Below are 17364 nucleotides of genomic sequence, written 5' to 3' on the forward strand. Positions count from 1 at the left end.
CAGGTAGAGCCACGGCTGAACTTGTCCTTTTCTTTCTTTAACCTCTTCTACCAGAAAACAGCTTATTTTTCACTTTGCGTAAGAAAGAGCTGGCTTGTTGAGAAGGTAAATTTGTATCCAATAAGCACTTGACATGGCGCAAAGAGTTAGCCTGATACATTTCAGTATTTTCAATCTTATCCAATAAGTTTTGGTAAACACTCTGAACCGAGTAGCGCTCTTGGATTTTGCCAAGATTGGCCACCGACTGGTCTTTTAATCCCTCAAAGTTTGCCAAGGCAATGTTTATCTTATCAGCCAACCCCTCGATATTACCAGATGAATACAGCTGGCCTTCTTCAAAGATTTCATAGGCAGATAGATGACCAGGATTGTCCGACAAAATGGTCGGAAGGCCATTCATAATCGCTTCAATATAGACTAAGCCAAAAGTTTCCATTGCAGAAGGAAATACCGCAAGATCTGCTGCCGTCACCTCTGCCCAAGGATTGTCCTTGTGTCCCAGGAAACTAATATTTTTTATCTGGTGTTCAGAGATATAAGTATCGCATCTTTTTTTGTACTCCTCATCCCAGGCACCGATAAAAACTAAGGCCGGTTTTGGCTGAGATAGCTGGTTATAGGCCTTTATCAATTCTAATTGATTTTTCCGCTCTGTCAAACGTCCGACTGACACAATACGCCTTTCGGCTCCATCCCTTTCTCCTGTATTAGTAGGATGAATTTTCGTAAAAGGGGCAAAAGACAAGACTTTTCTGTCTGGCAGCAGCTCCTGTAACTGTCTCTGCAAGGCACCTCTAACTGCAAATATTTCCTGTGAATAATCACTGATAAAATCTAGCTTTTCCTTATAGTAGCCAAACTCTCCGTCAGGAAATTCATGAATCAGCCAGAAATGCGGAACATCCTCGCAGGCCGCTGCCACTGCACCTTGAAACATATTGACCGTATTGGTAATAACCAAATCAATCTTTCGCTCCGTTAGTATCTTTCTGAGCGCTGAGGTATTATCCTGATATGACCGAGCTATAGTCTCAGGACTATCTGGCAGGCCACCAGGCGCATCCTCCCACCACCATTTAACTGACGGCAAGGCTATAGTCTCAATAGCCAAGGCAGCCAAGCTGGATATATAGTCCTGCTGAACGGCTACATGATAATCCGGAATCGCATTGATAACCTGATGGCCCGTCTGGACCAAGTATTCCATCAAATTGACAATAGAGATTTCAGCTCCATTATCCAGCGTTCCAGTCGGCGAAATGAATAATATCTTTTTTTTCATAGCTTATCCTAGTACATTCCAATAAAAGGGCACCATCAAGTAGAGGGAAACCAAGAAGTTAGCTACCAGAGTCCCAACCATCATTCGATTCACCACCCTGTCTTTAATGTCCAAGGTCCCTAGATTAGCAACAGTTGGTAGCAGTAAGATTAAGAAGGGTGTAAAATAACGTCCCTGAGCACCAACTGATATCATGGCACCTTTACCGAGGACAATGGGTGTCCACTGCAGATACATAATTGACACAACAGCAATCACTTGAACCAGAAACAGATAACGCGACATGACTGCGTAGCCCTTGGTCATAAAATCCTTCTGCGACTGCAAAAAGATAAGCGCCAAAACTGCCACATCGATAAAAATCAGCCAAAGCGGCAGCTGGATAGTAAAATTTCCCAAAAAACCAAACATACCGATTGTCAAAATTGTATTCAAGTCGCCATTAACACTTTGCTTAAAGAGCGTATTCAGCAAGACTTGGCCATAGTGCAAGAGCCCTCCCTGATTGCGAAATGCCAGATGCAAGGCAAGAAAGAAAGCTGAAAAGCCAAGTACATAGAAGATAGGGCGATAACGAGCTACAAAAGCTTTGGTTGCAAGAAAAGGCTTGTTCAGAACCGCAAGGAATCCTTCAAACTCAAAGTCAACAAAAGGCAGCAAGCCTAATAAAAGGACATTATTCGGTTTGGTGACAAAGAGTCCTATAGAAATCACCAAAAGCTCCAGTATATTTCTATTAGTGAATTTCTTATGGTAGGCAATATTGGTCAAAAAGCCAACCGCCAACATAATTTCCAGGTAGTTCATCACATCGTAAGAGAGAGAAGCTGCTTGCTGGACCATAATAGGCAAAAGAGATAGGAAAAGCAGAGCTTTTTTGCCATATTTGAAGTATTTAATCAGCAAATAAACTCCGATGATATATGCCAAGGCATTAAAGAACCGCCCCATCATCACGATGAAGCCTACTGACGGATAAAGCATGCTTCCCAAGGTCATACCTAGTAGCTGAGGCAGGAAAGAGATAGCCTTGAGATTAAAGCCAAAGGCAAACTCTTCTTGCGCCAGATCTATCTTCTCTGAAAACAGCTGCTTGTACTCAGCCGGCGAAACATTCGGAGTGGATGGGATTTTGTCCATCCATTTATATGTTCGACTGGTCGGTTTATGGAAGATTTCCCATGTCATACGAGCGTGATTGGTCTCATCAGGCACCCGATTAATCGGCTGTGCAATCATAAAAGTCAAGACAAAGATACTTGCCAATAATAAGAAAATATTCTCAACTTTTACTTCTTTATTTCTTTTCAAAATAAGTCACCATTTCATCTTTTTTATCTAAACTGCAATTTTCTAATACAAAAGCGTAGGCGTTCTCTGCCAGTTCTCTACGTAAATCCGCAGAAAGAATCAGGCTTTCTAGCTTTTCTTTCCATTCACTATCTTTAGCCAAAAGTCCCGTCTGACCGTCTATCATCATGTCTGCAAAGGCACCGATATGACTGGCAATCGTTGGCACCTTGACTAGAGCTGCTTCTATCCACTTGATTTCTGACTTAGCCCGATTAAAGACTGAGTCAACCAGTGGAGCTAGATTAATATCAACCTGACTAATCAGCTGAGGCAAGGCATTCCAGTCCACATAGTCATGGACGATAATACGCCGCGAATATTGTTTCATATCCTGCGGGATATCCAAGTGCCCTACAATATGAAGCTCAACGGTTGGGTAGTTGTCAAGAACTTCTTTGATAGACGGCTTGATGAGCTCAAAATTTTCATTGTGGCTGATAGAGCCAGAGAAATAGCCGATTTTGATTCTGTCGTCTGCACCAAAGTCTTCCTTCAAGAACTGCGAGCTAACCGCAATCAATTCGCTGGACGCCAGATTACGATTCAGCAGGACGGAGTCCTTGTATTTGAGCAATTCCTCTTTTAGCTGATTAGTGGAGGTAATCGCCCCATCACAAGCCGCCAGCATTTTCCCGTAATTCTTGACACCAGCATCGTAATTGCCCTTTTCCTTCTCAGACAAACCTTGGGTATAGCTAAGCTGATCCGTATAAAGGGTATCAAAGACCAAATCATCAATATCAAAATAGACTGGCTTATGCTCCTCCCGAGCCAAATCGCATAAAAGCTGGAGCTGGGCGGACCAAGGAGCGCGGTAGATAATGATGTGGCTAGCATACTGGGCCTGAGCCAGACTAAACTCAGACGCATTGACCACTTTCACAGCAAAGCCATTCTTTCTAAGCTGCTCTGCCTTATTGAGCACACGGTAGCGCGTACACTGCGGAATGATATTCTCTACACCGTCAATGATGAGAATATATTGATCACGAGGCACATCTTTGAATTTTTGAACGATGTTCTCAAGAATTTCTACTGGATAATCTGTCTTCTCCCGAACGTAGTCCAATAAATCAGGAACTTCCGACTCTCTTTCCAGACCTTGCCATAAAAACTGCTGATCATCATAATTCTTCAAAGAAGTATACTTAATCAGAGGACTACCCGCTTTTAACATCCTTAATGGATGAATATACATAGCCGAATCCTGATTTTCGTGAACCAAGGCATCGTAACGATAGCCCAAGTCAGCAAAGTACTTGGTAAAAGTCGTTTCATGCTTTCCGATTGCTTCTTCTCGTGAATCCGTGTCAGTCAGCACTTGCCAATAGTCGTAGAATTCTTCGGACTGAAGCAGCAAAGGCTCTATCACTAAAAAATAAGACTGTAGGTGATTGGGAATATAACCATAGCGGTTAAATCCAGTGATATCTTCCTGGGGCTCACCATAGGAAATTCCCCAAAAGTCAAGATTTCGGCCAGCCATGGTTTGAAAGACTGCCGCCAAATCACTCATAGGTCCGATATTGGTGTCATTGACGAGCATCAGCTGAAAGCAATGCTGCAGCTTTTCCTTTCCTAAGGAAAGAATGCCTTCACGAAAAGCTGCTGTATCATAGCCACTATTATCCCGCACCAAGACTTGACCATACTGTCCTAAAATTTCTAAATCCTCTGCAGCCAGTCCACCATTAACGACGATGAGAGTCTTATCCGCCAAAGCTGCTAACTTATCTAAAAAGATAGTCTTATACTGCTGCAAGCGTGGCTCGGATTCAAAAATGACATAAATTAAGACTTTTTCGCCACTTGAAACTGAAGCTAAAGCTTTTTCTCGTTGAGAGTTCCGCAACCATTGATAATAATAAACCTTAGGAGACTTAACTTGGCGTTTCAAACGAACCAGCTGTTGCTTAATCCGACTTAAAGCAGCTTTGATACTGCGAGGATTTTTGACTAATCGAGCCAGACGTTTCAATGGCGTAATCACGCCATTCCCCAGCCGATAGGAAATAGATCGGCGAATACGAAACTGCTCCTGAATAGCCTCATCTCGCTGTTCCTTTATCGTTCTCAGTCTGGATTTCAGGGAATCTAGATTTTTATGTAACTGTCGCTGATCCTCCTGCAGTTCAAGAACATAGTCGTTCACTTTATCCATATGCTGAATCAGTTCATCCAAACGACCTTCCAGTGTAAATATGTTCTGGCCCAGAGCTTGGTAAATATCATCTGGTATCTGTCTCACATACTTACGCAGAATTTTCAGATACATTTCGTAATGATATCTCGTAGAATTCCGTTTAGAGATTGATTCCTTATCAAAGACCCGATAATTCAGCTTTGTTTTTGCATCATAAACAGGTTTCGCTCCTTGATTGATAATTAAGTTCAAAAGGAAATCATAGTCTTCCAGTTTTTCACGATTCAGAGCTTCATCATAATAAATACCATCAGCAACCGAACGACGAATGAGAGAACAGTTGGAAATAAAATTTTCCGTTAAGAAAGCTAGCTTGTCAAATGGCCGTGATTTAAGGTAAACTTCCTTTTTATCAGGATCATACAAATCACCATAGACAATATCTGCCTCCTCTTGCACCATGCTTCTATAGAAGCTCTCAATATAGTCTGAATCCAGAAAATCGTCACTATCCACAAAAATAAAATAAGTGCCTTGAATTTGCTGCAAAGCCTTGTTTCTTGTCTTGACGACCCCCATATTTTCATGACTTTCAAACCGCGTCGGAAAAGGGGAATCCGCCGAGACAGCCTCTATGATTTCAGCAGAATGATCAGAGGAGCCATCATCCAATACCAGTAACTCAATATTTCGATAGGTCTGAGCAAAAATACTGCGCAAACACTGTTCAATGTAATCTTGATGGTTGTAACAAGTTACAACAACAGATATTAAATCTTTCATATACTTTCCTTGTAAATAACTCTATTAGTTTGAGTTAGCATCTTGACTCTTCATGTATGCTTTATTTACCAGATTAGCCACCCACTTGGGCCAGAAAAGCTGATACATGAACAAGTCCTCTTTGGTTCGAGTATTATCTGAAATAGTCTTGGTTGTTTCCGACTCTCCATGAATCCGGTGGCACATAAGCTTCTCAGAAATATAAGCAAAGCGCCCCTTATAGGAGCTAATCTTATACCAAGCATACCAATCTAGACTCACGCGCATTTCCTCATCAAATCGAAAATCCCTTAATGCCTCTAAATTGTATGTCACCGCCGGACAGGAAATGGGATTGCCAAAAGCTAGAACCCGATTTCTCCAAAAACGACTGGATGGCATCAGATTTAAGGTTTTAAGCATGAGAGTCTTGATTTTCAGATTGGTATTAGCCGGAATTTTGACTCCATTTTTCTCTTCAAAGTAGTCTGTATAGGCAATGAGAATATCCTTAGACTGCTCTATCTTCTGCATCACTGCTTCTAAATAAGTTGGCTCATAGTAGTCATCCTGATGAGCAATGGTAGCATAAGAAGTCTCAACAAAGGTAAGGGCATTATTCCAGTCCTTACCGATACCACCGCCTTCTTTCGTGTAAAAAGGAATACCGTACTTCTGGCACAGCTGCTTAATTGAACCCAACGGTGTTGAGCTATAGCAGATAATCTTTGATGACAAGGTTTGAGCCTGCAAAGACAAGATACAAGCTTCTAAAAATTCGCTTTCGCCATAGGCGCAAATCACCCAGGTATGGTTATTTTTCATCTTTTTCACTCTCTAACTTGGACATTCTTTGCTTCATGATGGACAGTTCTTGCACCAACTGCTTGATTTGCTCCTTTTGTTTGGAAATGGAAATAGTATGTAAAAAAACAATAACCAGCAGGAAAAAGATAGCCACGGACATGACAAAGTTTGAGGTCAACTCAAAGCCTAACAATTTGGCAATCGAAACGGGAATCCAATCAAAAACAGAAATAACAATCAGTACAAAGCCAATAATAATCCACATAAAGGCTTGCTCAAACAAAATATTGTTTTGATTGATATTCCGAAAGACAAAATACAGGAATAGGACTGAAGCCACTAGCATAACAATAGACAAAATGGACATTATTCACTCTCTTTCATAAAAGCAGCAATCAAGATCGAAGAGCAAACTTCAATCATATAACGAATGGACTTAATCGGAGTGATCGAAGAGACTCCTCCTGCACGTTCAAACATATTGGCTGGTGCTTCCAGCACTTTATATTTCCGCTTCAAGATATGGACGATTGATTCTGGCTCAGGATACTTGATAGGATAGCGCGCAGCGAATTGTCTAATAATGTCTCGATTAGCCAATCGATAGCCCGATGTGGTATCCAGAATCCTTTTGCCTGTTGTTAATTTAATAAAAGCTGAAATAATGGTAATGCCAAAACGCCGCATAAAAGTCGTCTGAAACTCCGAAGACTTGTCACCGATAAAACGAGAACCAACAACCAAATCCGCCTGCTGACGGCGAATAGGCTCCAGCAAAGCATCCAGCGACTCAATATCATGCTGACCATCTCCATCAAACTGTACGGCCACATCATAATCCTTCTCAAGAGCATACTTATAACCCGTCTGAACAGCTCCGCCAATCCCTAAATTCATAACCAAATGAATAGCATTCAGATGATGGCTGTCCAAAATATCCTTGGTTCTATCAACTGACCCATCATTGATAACTACGTAGTCTAAGTCAAAATCAACTTTCTTCCGATATTCTACAATGCTCATAACCGTATTTAAAATACTTTCTTCCTCATTATAAGCAGGAATTATCATTAAAACTTTCAATTATCTTTCTTCCCTTTACAATAAATTTTAGCAAATAATGGAACTAACCTTAACTTCTCTATGCTTAAAAAAACAATAAGTGAAATTTTAGTCTGAAACCTTTCGCCCTGAACCTTCTTAGACAACGGAGAGATAGTACTGATGAGTTTATTCTCTTTTAACCATTCCTTAATCCTAATATACTGATGAATAAACTCCTGATCTGATGAGGCTCTCCCAGAAAAAAGCAAATACCAAACATAATATCTTTTCAAGTAGTATACTACTAGCTCAGATGGCTTACCACCCAGCTCTAATATTTTTGAAAAAAGAACTAGAATATCAATTTTAGGAGAAAAGCCTCTCTGAGAAGTGTTAGAAATACTCTGATTATTGTAATACCAATTATATCCTTTATAGTCTAACAATCCTATTTTATCTGTTGTCTTATAGGCAGCTAGGTTAAAAATGATATCTTCTCCTATACCATAATCAAAAAATTCTAGATTGTTCGTTTTCAAGAACTCGGTGCGGTAAATTTTGGCCCAAGGAGCCATTATAATATACTTGGACCACTCTGACTGCTGTATATCTTGACTAAAGATAATCTGGTTATCCTGATTGACACGTTTGTATCCACCAATAACCAAGTCTAGATTTTTCTCATGGATAGCTTGATAAAAAGTTTCAATGTAATCACTATCAACAAAATCATCATTATCCATGAACATAGTATATTCTCCCTCAGCTAGAAGAATCCCCTTATTTCTAGTTACTGCAACTCCTTCATTTTGTTTGTCAATTACTCTTACAAAACTATACTTCAGTTCATATTCTTTTAAAATATTTAAAGAGTTATCTTTCGAACCATCGTTCAGAAGAATAATTTCAAAATTCTTAAACGATTGATTCAAAAGAGAATCTACACAGCGTTTAATCCCGTCTTGTGCATTATAAACTGGAATAATAACTGAAATAGCTGGTTTAGACATATTTTTCCTTTCATAACTAATCCACTCTATTTATAAAACTTCAATAAAACAGGAAATAGCTTTATTGAAAATTTTATCCCCAATAAATTGGCTAATAGACCTGTTAACTTAAATGCTCGGTTCTCTATATCTTTTGCATACTTTAGCAAATACTTATACTGATAAAGCAACTCTTTAATTTTAAAATTATCAATGTATGGATTTACATAAGGTAATATAGAGATATATGAGATTGCAAAATAGATATTTAAGGCTTTTTGAATTTCAACTGAATAGTTTTTCAAGTCAGAAAGTCCCGTCCTGATTCCTTCAAGAGTATCTTGAACATTTTTTTCTTTCACGACATTAGTCAAACTTCCTTTGCGGTTCTGTCGATACATGTATTGAGTACTATTAAGAATTGAAAATTTCTTTGTCATTTTTAAAATCCGAGAACAATATAAACTATCCTCAGATACCATTCCCTCTGGAAATTTCAGGCCATTTTGAAATAATTTTTTCGATACACACTTATTCCAATTTGGACCATTAAATATTCCAAAGCAAGTAGCTTTTAAAATATTTTCCTCAAACATAGATATAGGGGAATCTAAAATTCTATCATCATAAAAATAACTGTAGCCAAAAACGATAACATCATCAATGCATTCTGTAGTTATTTCATCAAGTTGATTCAAAAAGTGTTGGTCACTCCAAAAGTCATCACCATCTAAAAACAATAAGTACTCTCCCCGAGCAGACTCAATACCTGTATTTCTTGCTTTTGAAGCTCCACCATTTGTTTGATTTAACACCCTTACTTTATTGGTATTCTCCACAGACAATTTATCAGCGACTATTGCAGTAGCATCAGTTGACCCATCATTTATGATTAAAATTTCATAATCTTTAAATTCTTGAATTAAGACACTCTTAACACATTTTTCTAAATAATCCGCTACATTATAGGCAGGTATAATAATTGAAAATTTCATAAGTTCCTTATTTTTTCCTTCTCAAAAAAGTATATGGATTCGTCATAAAATAAATAATTAGCGAGACACTCAACCAAGCAATCATAGAGATAAGGAAAGACAAAGAGGCTCCAAAAATTCCGTATTGGGATACTAGTGGTTCAGCTGTAAGAATGGATACAAGATAGCCCGCTAAGAATGAAATAACTAAATAATGATGTTTTCTAAAAACAGTTAAAATATTATCACATACTGTAGAAAACGTACTAGCAATACCACCTAACAAAAGAATGTCGAAACTAATTTGATATTGATCCAACCTTGTCCCATAAATGATATTTAAAATAGGTATGGCAGCAATCGCCCCACCAAGACAAATCAAAACACTTGTTCCCCATAAAATCTTAAACAAGTTATTTTTATACGTAATAAAATGAGAAATTTTATTCTCTTCCTTGAAAATTGCTAGTTGTGTAATCATAGGGCGTAAAAAAACAATCATTAGATTCATTGCAAAAATTGGAGTGAATAAAATACTAAAGTCTCTCTGTACTCCCGCTTCAATCAATCCCCTATTAAAAATATCGTTTAATGCATACTTAGGTTGGTTATAGATCGAAACTAATAAAAAAGCATTTATAAATAAAGGTAAGCAGTCCTTTAAAATACTATAAATATCTTTGAGCTTTACTGTAGAGATATTAATACGATGAAACAACTTAGATTTTGGAAAATCAAAAAAAAGAACTACAATGAAAGAGGTGAGTGTTTGAAAAACAATAGATAAAAGAAGATTTTTAGAAAATAATAACAGAACAGCGAATGTTATTGTTGAAATTATATTTCTAAAAAATAATGATTGACCAGCTATATCTAATCGTTCTTTTTGCTGAAACAAACCTTGAAATACATCAGACAGCGCTTCACTAACTCTGAAAAAAGATACCCAAAATATAATCCAAAAATTTTCATGAGTAGAAGAATTTAAAATTAAATAACCTAACAAAATTAATATCATTAAAATATTAGTTAGAAATCTAGTAGTCAAATATGCATCAAAAGAATATTTTTCTTTAATATCTGTTGCTTGAAAATCTCGAACTTGAAACCCCGCAACAATAACTAGCAAATTCGCAATTGCATAAGAAAAACTATATAAGTCAGCTGACTCACTAGATAAAGTACGAGTAACTATAAATAATAAAATAACAGATACAGCTGCTGAAGACAGGCTACCAAGAATATTCCAAAAGAAAATCTTTTGTGGCGATACCACTTTCAATATAATTAAACTCTCTTTCACTATAAATAAAACTTTATCCAATTATACCATAAATTCCTTTAAAAAAAGTAACCTTAGGGTACTAGATACTTATTTCTTCCCCAACCTAATTAAAAAGGGGAAAACTTCTATCAAGCTTATATACACTTCTTGCCTTCCCGCCTCTTAAATCATCTTCAATATGCTTCTGCAAAATCAAGCTATCTATTCTGGAGATTACCAACTACCTTTTATTATTCTACATACTAAAAAACCCCGTTTTCACGGGGTTTAGTGTCTGACTTTAATTGTTATCTGGGAACGGAATCGAATTAAGCTTCGATTTCTGTAACCATACCTGAACCAACGGTACGTCCACCTTCACGGATAGAGAAAGTAGTACCTTGTTCAACGGCGATTGGGTGGATCAACTCAACGTCGATTGTTACGTTATCACCAGGCATTACCATTTCAGTACCTGCTGGAAGTTCGATTGAACCTGTAACGTCAGTTGTACGGAAGTAGAACTGTGGACGGTAGTTGTTGAAGAATGGAGTGTGACGTCCGCCTTCTTCTTTAGTAAGGATATAAACTTCACCCTTGAATTTAGTGTGTGGGTTGATTGAACCTGGTTTAGCAATAACTTGTCCACGTTCGATTTCATCACGTTGGATACCACGGAGAAGCACACCTACGTTGTCCCCTGCAAGACCTTCGTCAAGCTGTTTACGGAACATTTCAACACCAGTAACAACTGCTTTTTGGATTTCTTCTTTGATACCAACGATTTCGATTTCATCATTGACTTTAACGATACCACGGTCGATACGTCCTGAAGCAACTGTACCACGACCAGTGATTGAGAATACATCTTCGACAGGAAGAAGCAATGGCTTGTCAGTATCGCGTTCTGGTTCTGGGATGTACTCATCAACAGTGTCCATCAATTCCATGATGATGTCTTCAAATTTAGAGTCACCTTCAAGAGCTTTAAGAGCTGAACCTTGGATAACTGGAAGATCGTCACCTGGGAAGTCATATTCTGACAAGAGGTCACGGATTTCCATTTCAACCAATTCAAGCAATTCTTCATCGTCAACCAAGTCAACTTTGTTCATGAAGACGATCAAGTGCTTAACACCAACCTGACGTGAAAGCAAGATGTGCTCACGAGTTTGTGGCATTGGTCCGTCAGTTGAAGCTACTACAAGGATAGCTCCGTCCATTTGAGCGGCACCAGTGATCATGTTTTTAACGTAGTCCGCGTGTCCTGGAGCGTCGATGTGAGCGTAGTGACGCTTAGCAGTTTCATACTCAACGTGCGCAGTGTTGATAGTGATTCCGCGTTCGCGTTCTTCTGGAGCAGCATCGATAGATGCATAGTCTTTAGGTTGGTTAACTGCTGAAGGCAAGCGACGTGCCAATACAGTTGTGATAGCTGCAGTCAAAGTAGTTTTACCGTGGTCAACGTGTCCAATGGTACCAATGTTAACGTGTGGTTTACTACGATCGTATTTTTCTTTTGCCATTTGAGTAAAAGCCTCCAATAAAATATATTTTATAGATAGACAGTAGGCAATACAGTCTAACTTTCCTTACTATTTTATCAAATTTAAATGAAAATGCAAGTCTTTTAGCATTTTTTTGTGAATTATTCCTTGTCTAATTTGTAGTAAGGTTTATACCAAGAAAAGCGGTTGAATTGTCACAAGTATAACGAATTAAGAAGCCCTTTGGTTGCAAAAATAGAAAAAACCGGAACAATTCCGATTTTTTCTTTATATTAGCCAGAGTTTCGCAGACCAGTTGCAATACCGTTGATGGTGATGTGAATCAGCTTTTCTTGATCAGGTGTGAGCTGGCCATTTCGCTGACGCTTGATCAGTTCTAGCTGGATATAGTTCAAAACATTGAAGTAAGGCATACGATAGTGCAAGCTATCTCTCAGATAGGTGTTTTCTGCCAGAAGCTCATCGTGCCTTTCAATCTCTAGAATGACATCCTTAGTCAGCTGCCACTCATCCAAGATAATATTGAAAATATCACGCACATTCTGATCTTCACAAAGCTGCGCATACTCAAAAGCGATATTCATATTTGACTTAGACAGAACCATGTCTACATTTGACAAGAGAGACTTGAAGAATGGCCATCTCTTATACATAAATTGCAGAAAGGTTAAGTTATTTTCTGGATCTTCATCAATGAATTCTTTAAAACTAGACCCGACACCATACCAGCCTGGGAACATAACCCGACTTTGAGACCATGAGAAGACCCATGGAATAGCTCTGAGACCACCGATTTCAGTGATGGTTTTACGGGCTGCTGGACGAGAACCGATATTAAAGCTAGAGATAGCCTTGATCGGACTGGATTCGAAGAAATAATCGTAAAAACGCTCGTCGCCAAAGACCAAATCACGGTAAATCTGATAACTGCGATTAACTACTTGGTCCATGATTCGCTCATATTTATCAGACGTATGACTATCGCTCTTCTTATGAGTTACCATGCGGTTAATGGCTGCAGACACCAGCATTTCCAAGTTATAGTAGGCTGCGTCTTTGTTTCCATATTTATTACCAATGACTTCCCCTTGCTCGGTCAGACGGATCCGGTCATTGATACTGCGGAGTGGCTGAGAAGTAATGGCTTCATAGGTTGGGCCGCCACCGCGTCCCACTGTCCCTCCCCGGCCATGGAAGAAGGTAATTTTTACGCCAAATTGATCACCGATAGCTGTCAACTGCTGCTGAGCTTTGTAGAGAGTCCAGCAAGAAGACAGGTAGCCACCGTCCTTATTACTGTCTGAATAGCCCAGCATGATTTCCTGATAATTATCCTTAGAAGCAATCCACTTCTGCGCAATCGGCAGAGACAGGTATTTCTCCATGGTATCGCAGGAATTGTCCAAATCCTCAATGGTTTCAAAGAGCGGAACAATTTGGACACGTGCCCCATTTTCATCAATCAGTCCTACTTCTTTAAGCATAATAGCCAACTCAAGTAGATCTGATACACTGGTCGAGTGAGAGATAATATTCTGCTTAATGACTTCCTCACCAATGGCATCTTTTAGCTGACGGGCCGTTTTGAAAATTTCCAGTTCTTTTTGCAGGAGTTCGGATTTAGGCTCGTGAGTAGCTGACAGGATACGAGGATCTTCAAGCAGCTGCTTGAGCAGTACTTGGCACTTCTCTTCCTCAGACAGACTACTATAATCTTGAACAATATTAGCTGAAGCCAAGAGCTCAGCCACACAGGCCTCATGAACGCTGGAATCCTGCCGCATATCAATGCTGGCCAAGAAAAAGCCAAAAACATCAACCGCTTGGAGAAGTTCAGTCAAGTCCCCATTTACCAAGGCTTCGCCATGATGTTCGATAAGAGAATCATAAATGACCTGCAAGTCTTCCTTGAATTCCTGAGCTGTTTTGTAAGAAGGTGTCTCTTCTTTCTTCAGCTCTGTCAGGGTCTCGCTGATACGAGACTGGATATAGTTAGGAATGATTCCTCTTCCTTTATTGCTGACAGAAAGATTGGCCTTCGCAGACAATTTTTCCTCAGCTCGGTCAGTCAATCGCTGATCGTCACTTGAAAACTTGCCTTCTTTAAGGTAAAGCAAGGTTTGAATCAGCTTGGACTGGATATAGTGGAAAGCTCGGCGGTAAGGCTCATTTTCCCGATAAACAGACTTGTCTGTAGACAGAGCTGCCATTTCTGCTACTGCCTGACTAGTTTCTGAGAGGTTGGTCGATAGCGAGAAGGTGCGATAGAGTGTATAAACCTTGTCAATGTAGTAGTTGAGGATGACTTCACTCTGGAGGGTAGCTGATAGTTTGAGGGTTTCTGCGGTTACAAAAGGATTGCCATCTCGGTCTCCACCAATCCACATTCCCATGGTAATAGGCTTAGGATTATCCAGCTTGATGCCCCGCTCTTCCGCCAAGCGTCTGTATTCGACCATAAAGTTAGTGATCGCTTGTAGGAAAGAGCTGTTGTAGTACTCCATGACATTGGTAATCTCATTGGTCACTTTCAGCTTCTTCTCACGGATCATATCTGTCTGCATCATGAGCTCAATATAACGGCGGAGATTTCCGAGCCACTTCTTCTCATTTACCAGGCCAGCCTTAACATCACGATGCTGACGCAGTAAACTATGAATATGATTGGTTAAGTCCAGAATAGTCTTGCGCTGGACCTGGGTCGGGTGAGCTGTCAGTACTGGCACAACATTCAGATTTTCCAGAATCTCCTGAGCATTTTCCCGCGTTGAAATCAAGTCAATAGTTGTTGACAGTTTCCCAAGATAATCTTGATTGATATTGTTCTGATGGTTGATTTCATAAGCTAAGTCAACATCTTCTGAGATATTAATCAAAAGCGGCAAAATAGAGAAATAACGAGAAATATAAACCATTTCATCCGTCGTCAGTTCTTCTACAATCGCTTTTAGCTCATGATACTTGGAGTTGACAGCCAACTCTTCCATGAGGGAGATTTTTTCAAAGGTCTCAGGGTTGAGAAGATTCCGAGTAATATCGGCAAGCAAGTCTGTCAAAATAGCGACTTCTTCTCGAATCACTTCTTTATTGCTGTAGCTTTCTAATTTGTTAAATGACATAATCAGCACCTTTCATTTTTGCAACAACTGTTCACACTAACTGAGATTAAGCTTCCTCAGATTGGTCTTGCGCCTCCGCTTCCATCTGCTCATACAGGGCATCACGGCGCTCGTTGGCATCAATATTGAGTACCAAGGCGATGGCTACTGACAAGACCAGAAGACTGTTCCCTCCTTGCGATAGGAAGGGGAAGGTTACTCCTGTAGAAGGAATGAGACCTGAGATTCCACCGATATTGATGAAGGTCTGCATGAGTATCATACCGCCAATTCCCAAAGCCATCATGGAGTTAAATGGATTCTTGGCCCGAATCCCTACCAAGATAATTCTCAGAATCAGGAAAAAGAGTAGGGCCAGAATCAGACTAGCACCAAAGAAACCAAACTCCTCTATCACGATAGAAAATACAAAGTCTGTATGAGCTTCCGGCAGATAACCGCGCTTCTCAATAGAGTTACCCAAGCCTAGACCAAACCAGCCGCCATTACTCATAGCATAGTAGGAATTAGCCAATTGGTGGCCTGATCCAGACAGATCCTTGAAGGGATTAAAGAAAGCGCTGAAACGCTTGGCCACATACCCAAAGATTGGAATCTTGGCCACGCGCTCAACCCCAATCAACCAAATGCTCGCCAGAACCAAGCCGGAAACACTAACAATGGCTCCAAGCATCGTAGAAAACCATCGATAGCCAATCCCGCTGACAGCTATCATTATTACGACGGTCAAAAATAGAATAGTCGCATTTCCAAGGTCTGGCATAATCGCTACAATCCCAATCAGAATAGCCACCATGGTCCGCCAGTCGTTAAAGGCTTTAGGAAACCAATGGTTATGAGTCAGAGCTTGATAATCATAGACCTTTATCTCCTCCTGCCTCTTAGTGAAGCGAAAAGCTAGATACCAGACCAAAATAATCTTCAAATACTCCGCAGGCTGAATACTGAAAGCTCCAAGCTTGAGCCAACCATGGGCACCATTAATAGTCCCTGTTATAAAACGAGATAAGAGCAAGAGGATAATTTCAGCAAAGATAACTATAGTCAGGATGCCTCCTTTTTTCAGGAAACCCAAGCGGATTCTATATAGGAGCGCAATTATAAAGAGACTTATTACCCAAAAAATCCCCTGATTCAAGACCATGCCAAAACCATTTCCTCCGGCCTGAATCGAGGTAGGACTCGTCGTTGAATAGACCACAATCAATCCCAAAACAGATAAAATCAAATAGGGAATCAAGATGGAGTAATTCAACAAGTGCTTCTTGTCAATTTTCATATTTCACCATCAAACTTCTAAAAATTCAATTCTCATTATACCACCTTTTGGATTGAAAAAAAAGCATTAGTGCAGAGACTGGAACAATATAGCCTTGCTTTCTATCTTTTGCATGAAAAAGTGTTAAGATAGAGGTCAGATAGAGGAGGATAACATGACAAACATTTATGATATCGAAATCCAAAAACAAGACGGAAGTCTGCAAAAAATGAGTGATTATAAAGAAAAGATTCTGCTGATTGTCAATACAGCGACCGGCTGCGGCTTCACTCCTCAGTATCAAGAACTGCAGGAACTCTACGAGCGCTATCAGAAAGACGGATTTGAAATTCTAGATTTCCCCTGCAATCAGTTTGGCCAGCAGGCACCTGGAGACGCTGCAGAAATCAACAACTTTTGCAACCTTAACTACGGAACGAGCTTTCCTCGATTTGCTAAGATTGATGTCAACGGTCCTCAAACTGCTCCTCTCTTTGACTGGCTCAAAAAAGAAAAGGGAGGTCTGTTGGGCGAGAAAATCAAATGGAACTTCACAAAGCTTCTGGTCAGTCGAGATGGCAAAGTTGTCAAACGTTTCTCTCCGCAAACTTCTCCCAAAAAGATTGAAGAGCTCATTCAAAAGCTATTATAAAAGGTAAGAAAAAGCAAAATGATTTATCCAACGGCAACTCACCGTCCACAGCTTAGCTAAGCTCTTTTAAAAAAACAAGACATTTTGAGCTTTCAAAATGTCTTGTTTTTGCTTTATAATATTTCAATTATATTACATTTTATTCATTTTCTAGCAATTCTGGGGATATTTTTTGCTTTTTTATTTGTTTTAAGTTAAAATAAACC

The 17364-nt window shown here is 39.5% G+C and carries 13 protein-coding genes; 1 reads left to right on the forward strand and 12 read right to left on the reverse strand.

Annotated features, from left to right (window positions below; all coding sequences use genetic code 11):
* Window positions 1-37: 37 nt before the first annotated feature.
* From RSK81_RS08310 to ftsW, 12 genes are all read right to left on the reverse strand, one after another.
* Window positions 38-1285 (reverse strand): glycosyltransferase family 4 protein, encoded by a 1248-nt coding sequence (locus tag RSK81_RS08310; RefSeq protein WP_002914800.1) that lies wholly within the window; start codon window positions 1283-1285, stop codon window positions 38-40.
* Between the two features lie 3 nt (window positions 1286-1288).
* Complete coding sequence (locus RSK81_RS08315; protein WP_002914799.1) at window positions 1289-2596, reverse strand: DUF2142 domain-containing protein; 1308 nt, start codon at window positions 2594-2596, stop codon at window positions 1289-1291.
* Window positions 2583-5564: a rhamnan synthesis F family protein gene (locus RSK81_RS08320; protein ID WP_315686502.1), complete on the reverse strand. Its 2982-nt coding sequence runs from the start codon at window positions 5562-5564 to the stop codon at window positions 2583-2585. Before RSK81_RS08320 ends, RSK81_RS08315 begins: the two co-directional genes overlap by 14 nt.
* Window positions 5565-5588: 24 nt before the next feature.
* Window positions 5589-6368 (reverse strand): glycosyltransferase family 2 protein, encoded by a 780-nt coding sequence (locus RSK81_RS08325; protein ID WP_315686503.1) that lies wholly within the window; start codon window positions 6366-6368, stop codon window positions 5589-5591.
* Complete coding sequence (locus tag RSK81_RS08330) at window positions 6358-6717, reverse strand: DUF2304 domain-containing protein (protein WP_002899988.1); 360 nt, start codon at window positions 6715-6717, stop codon at window positions 6358-6360. Before RSK81_RS08330 ends, RSK81_RS08325 begins: the two co-directional genes overlap by 11 nt.
* Window positions 6717-7433, reverse strand: coding sequence for a glycosyltransferase family 2 protein (locus RSK81_RS08335; protein WP_002899987.1), 717 nt, complete (start codon window positions 7431-7433; stop codon window positions 6717-6719). The genes RSK81_RS08330 and RSK81_RS08335 overlap by 1 nt, the downstream gene beginning before the upstream one ends.
* On the reverse strand, window positions 7430-8404 hold the full coding sequence (locus RSK81_RS08340; RefSeq protein WP_002924035.1) for a glycosyltransferase family 2 protein: 975 nt from the start codon (window positions 8402-8404) through the stop codon (window positions 7430-7432). Before RSK81_RS08340 ends, RSK81_RS08335 begins: the two co-directional genes overlap by 4 nt.
* A gap of 26 nt (window positions 8405-8430) precedes the next feature.
* The gene (locus tag RSK81_RS08345; RefSeq protein WP_002924021.1) at window positions 8431-9378 is read right to left on the reverse strand and encodes a glycosyltransferase family 2 protein; all 948 of its coding nucleotides are present in this window, start codon (window positions 9376-9378) and stop codon (window positions 8431-8433) included.
* 7 nt (window positions 9379-9385) lie between these two features.
* Entirely contained in the window at window positions 9386-10660 is a 1275-nt protein-coding gene (locus tag RSK81_RS08350; RefSeq protein ID WP_032908279.1) for a lipopolysaccharide biosynthesis protein, read from the reverse strand.
* A 290-nt stretch (window positions 10661-10950) separates the two neighbouring features.
* Window positions 10951-12147 (reverse strand): elongation factor Tu, encoded by a 1197-nt coding sequence (tuf, locus tag RSK81_RS08355; RefSeq protein ID WP_002912857.1) that lies wholly within the window; start codon window positions 12145-12147, stop codon window positions 10951-10953.
* Window positions 12148-12401: 254 nt separating this feature from the next.
* Entirely contained in the window at window positions 12402-15248 is a 2847-nt protein-coding gene (gene ppc / locus RSK81_RS08360) for a phosphoenolpyruvate carboxylase (protein ID WP_315686505.1), read from the reverse strand.
* Between the two features lie 46 nt (window positions 15249-15294).
* Window positions 15295-16527: a cell division peptidoglycan polymerase FtsW gene (ftsW, locus tag RSK81_RS08365; protein WP_002899980.1), complete on the reverse strand. Its 1233-nt coding sequence runs from the start codon at window positions 16525-16527 to the stop codon at window positions 15295-15297.
* Window positions 16528-16681: 154 nt separating this feature from the next.
* Between ftsW and RSK81_RS08370 the strand changes: the two genes are divergently transcribed.
* Window positions 16682-17158 (forward strand): glutathione peroxidase, encoded by a 477-nt coding sequence (locus tag RSK81_RS08370; protein ID WP_002899979.1) that lies wholly within the window; start codon window positions 16682-16684, stop codon window positions 17156-17158.
* The last annotated feature ends 206 nt before the right edge of the window (window positions 17159-17364 follow it).

Origin of the sequence: Streptococcus sp. DTU_2020_1000888_1_SI_GRL_NUU_041A, assembly GCF_032387735.1 — a bacterium.
Lineage (GTDB): Bacteria > Bacillota > Bacilli > Lactobacillales > Streptococcaceae > Streptococcus > Streptococcus sanguinis.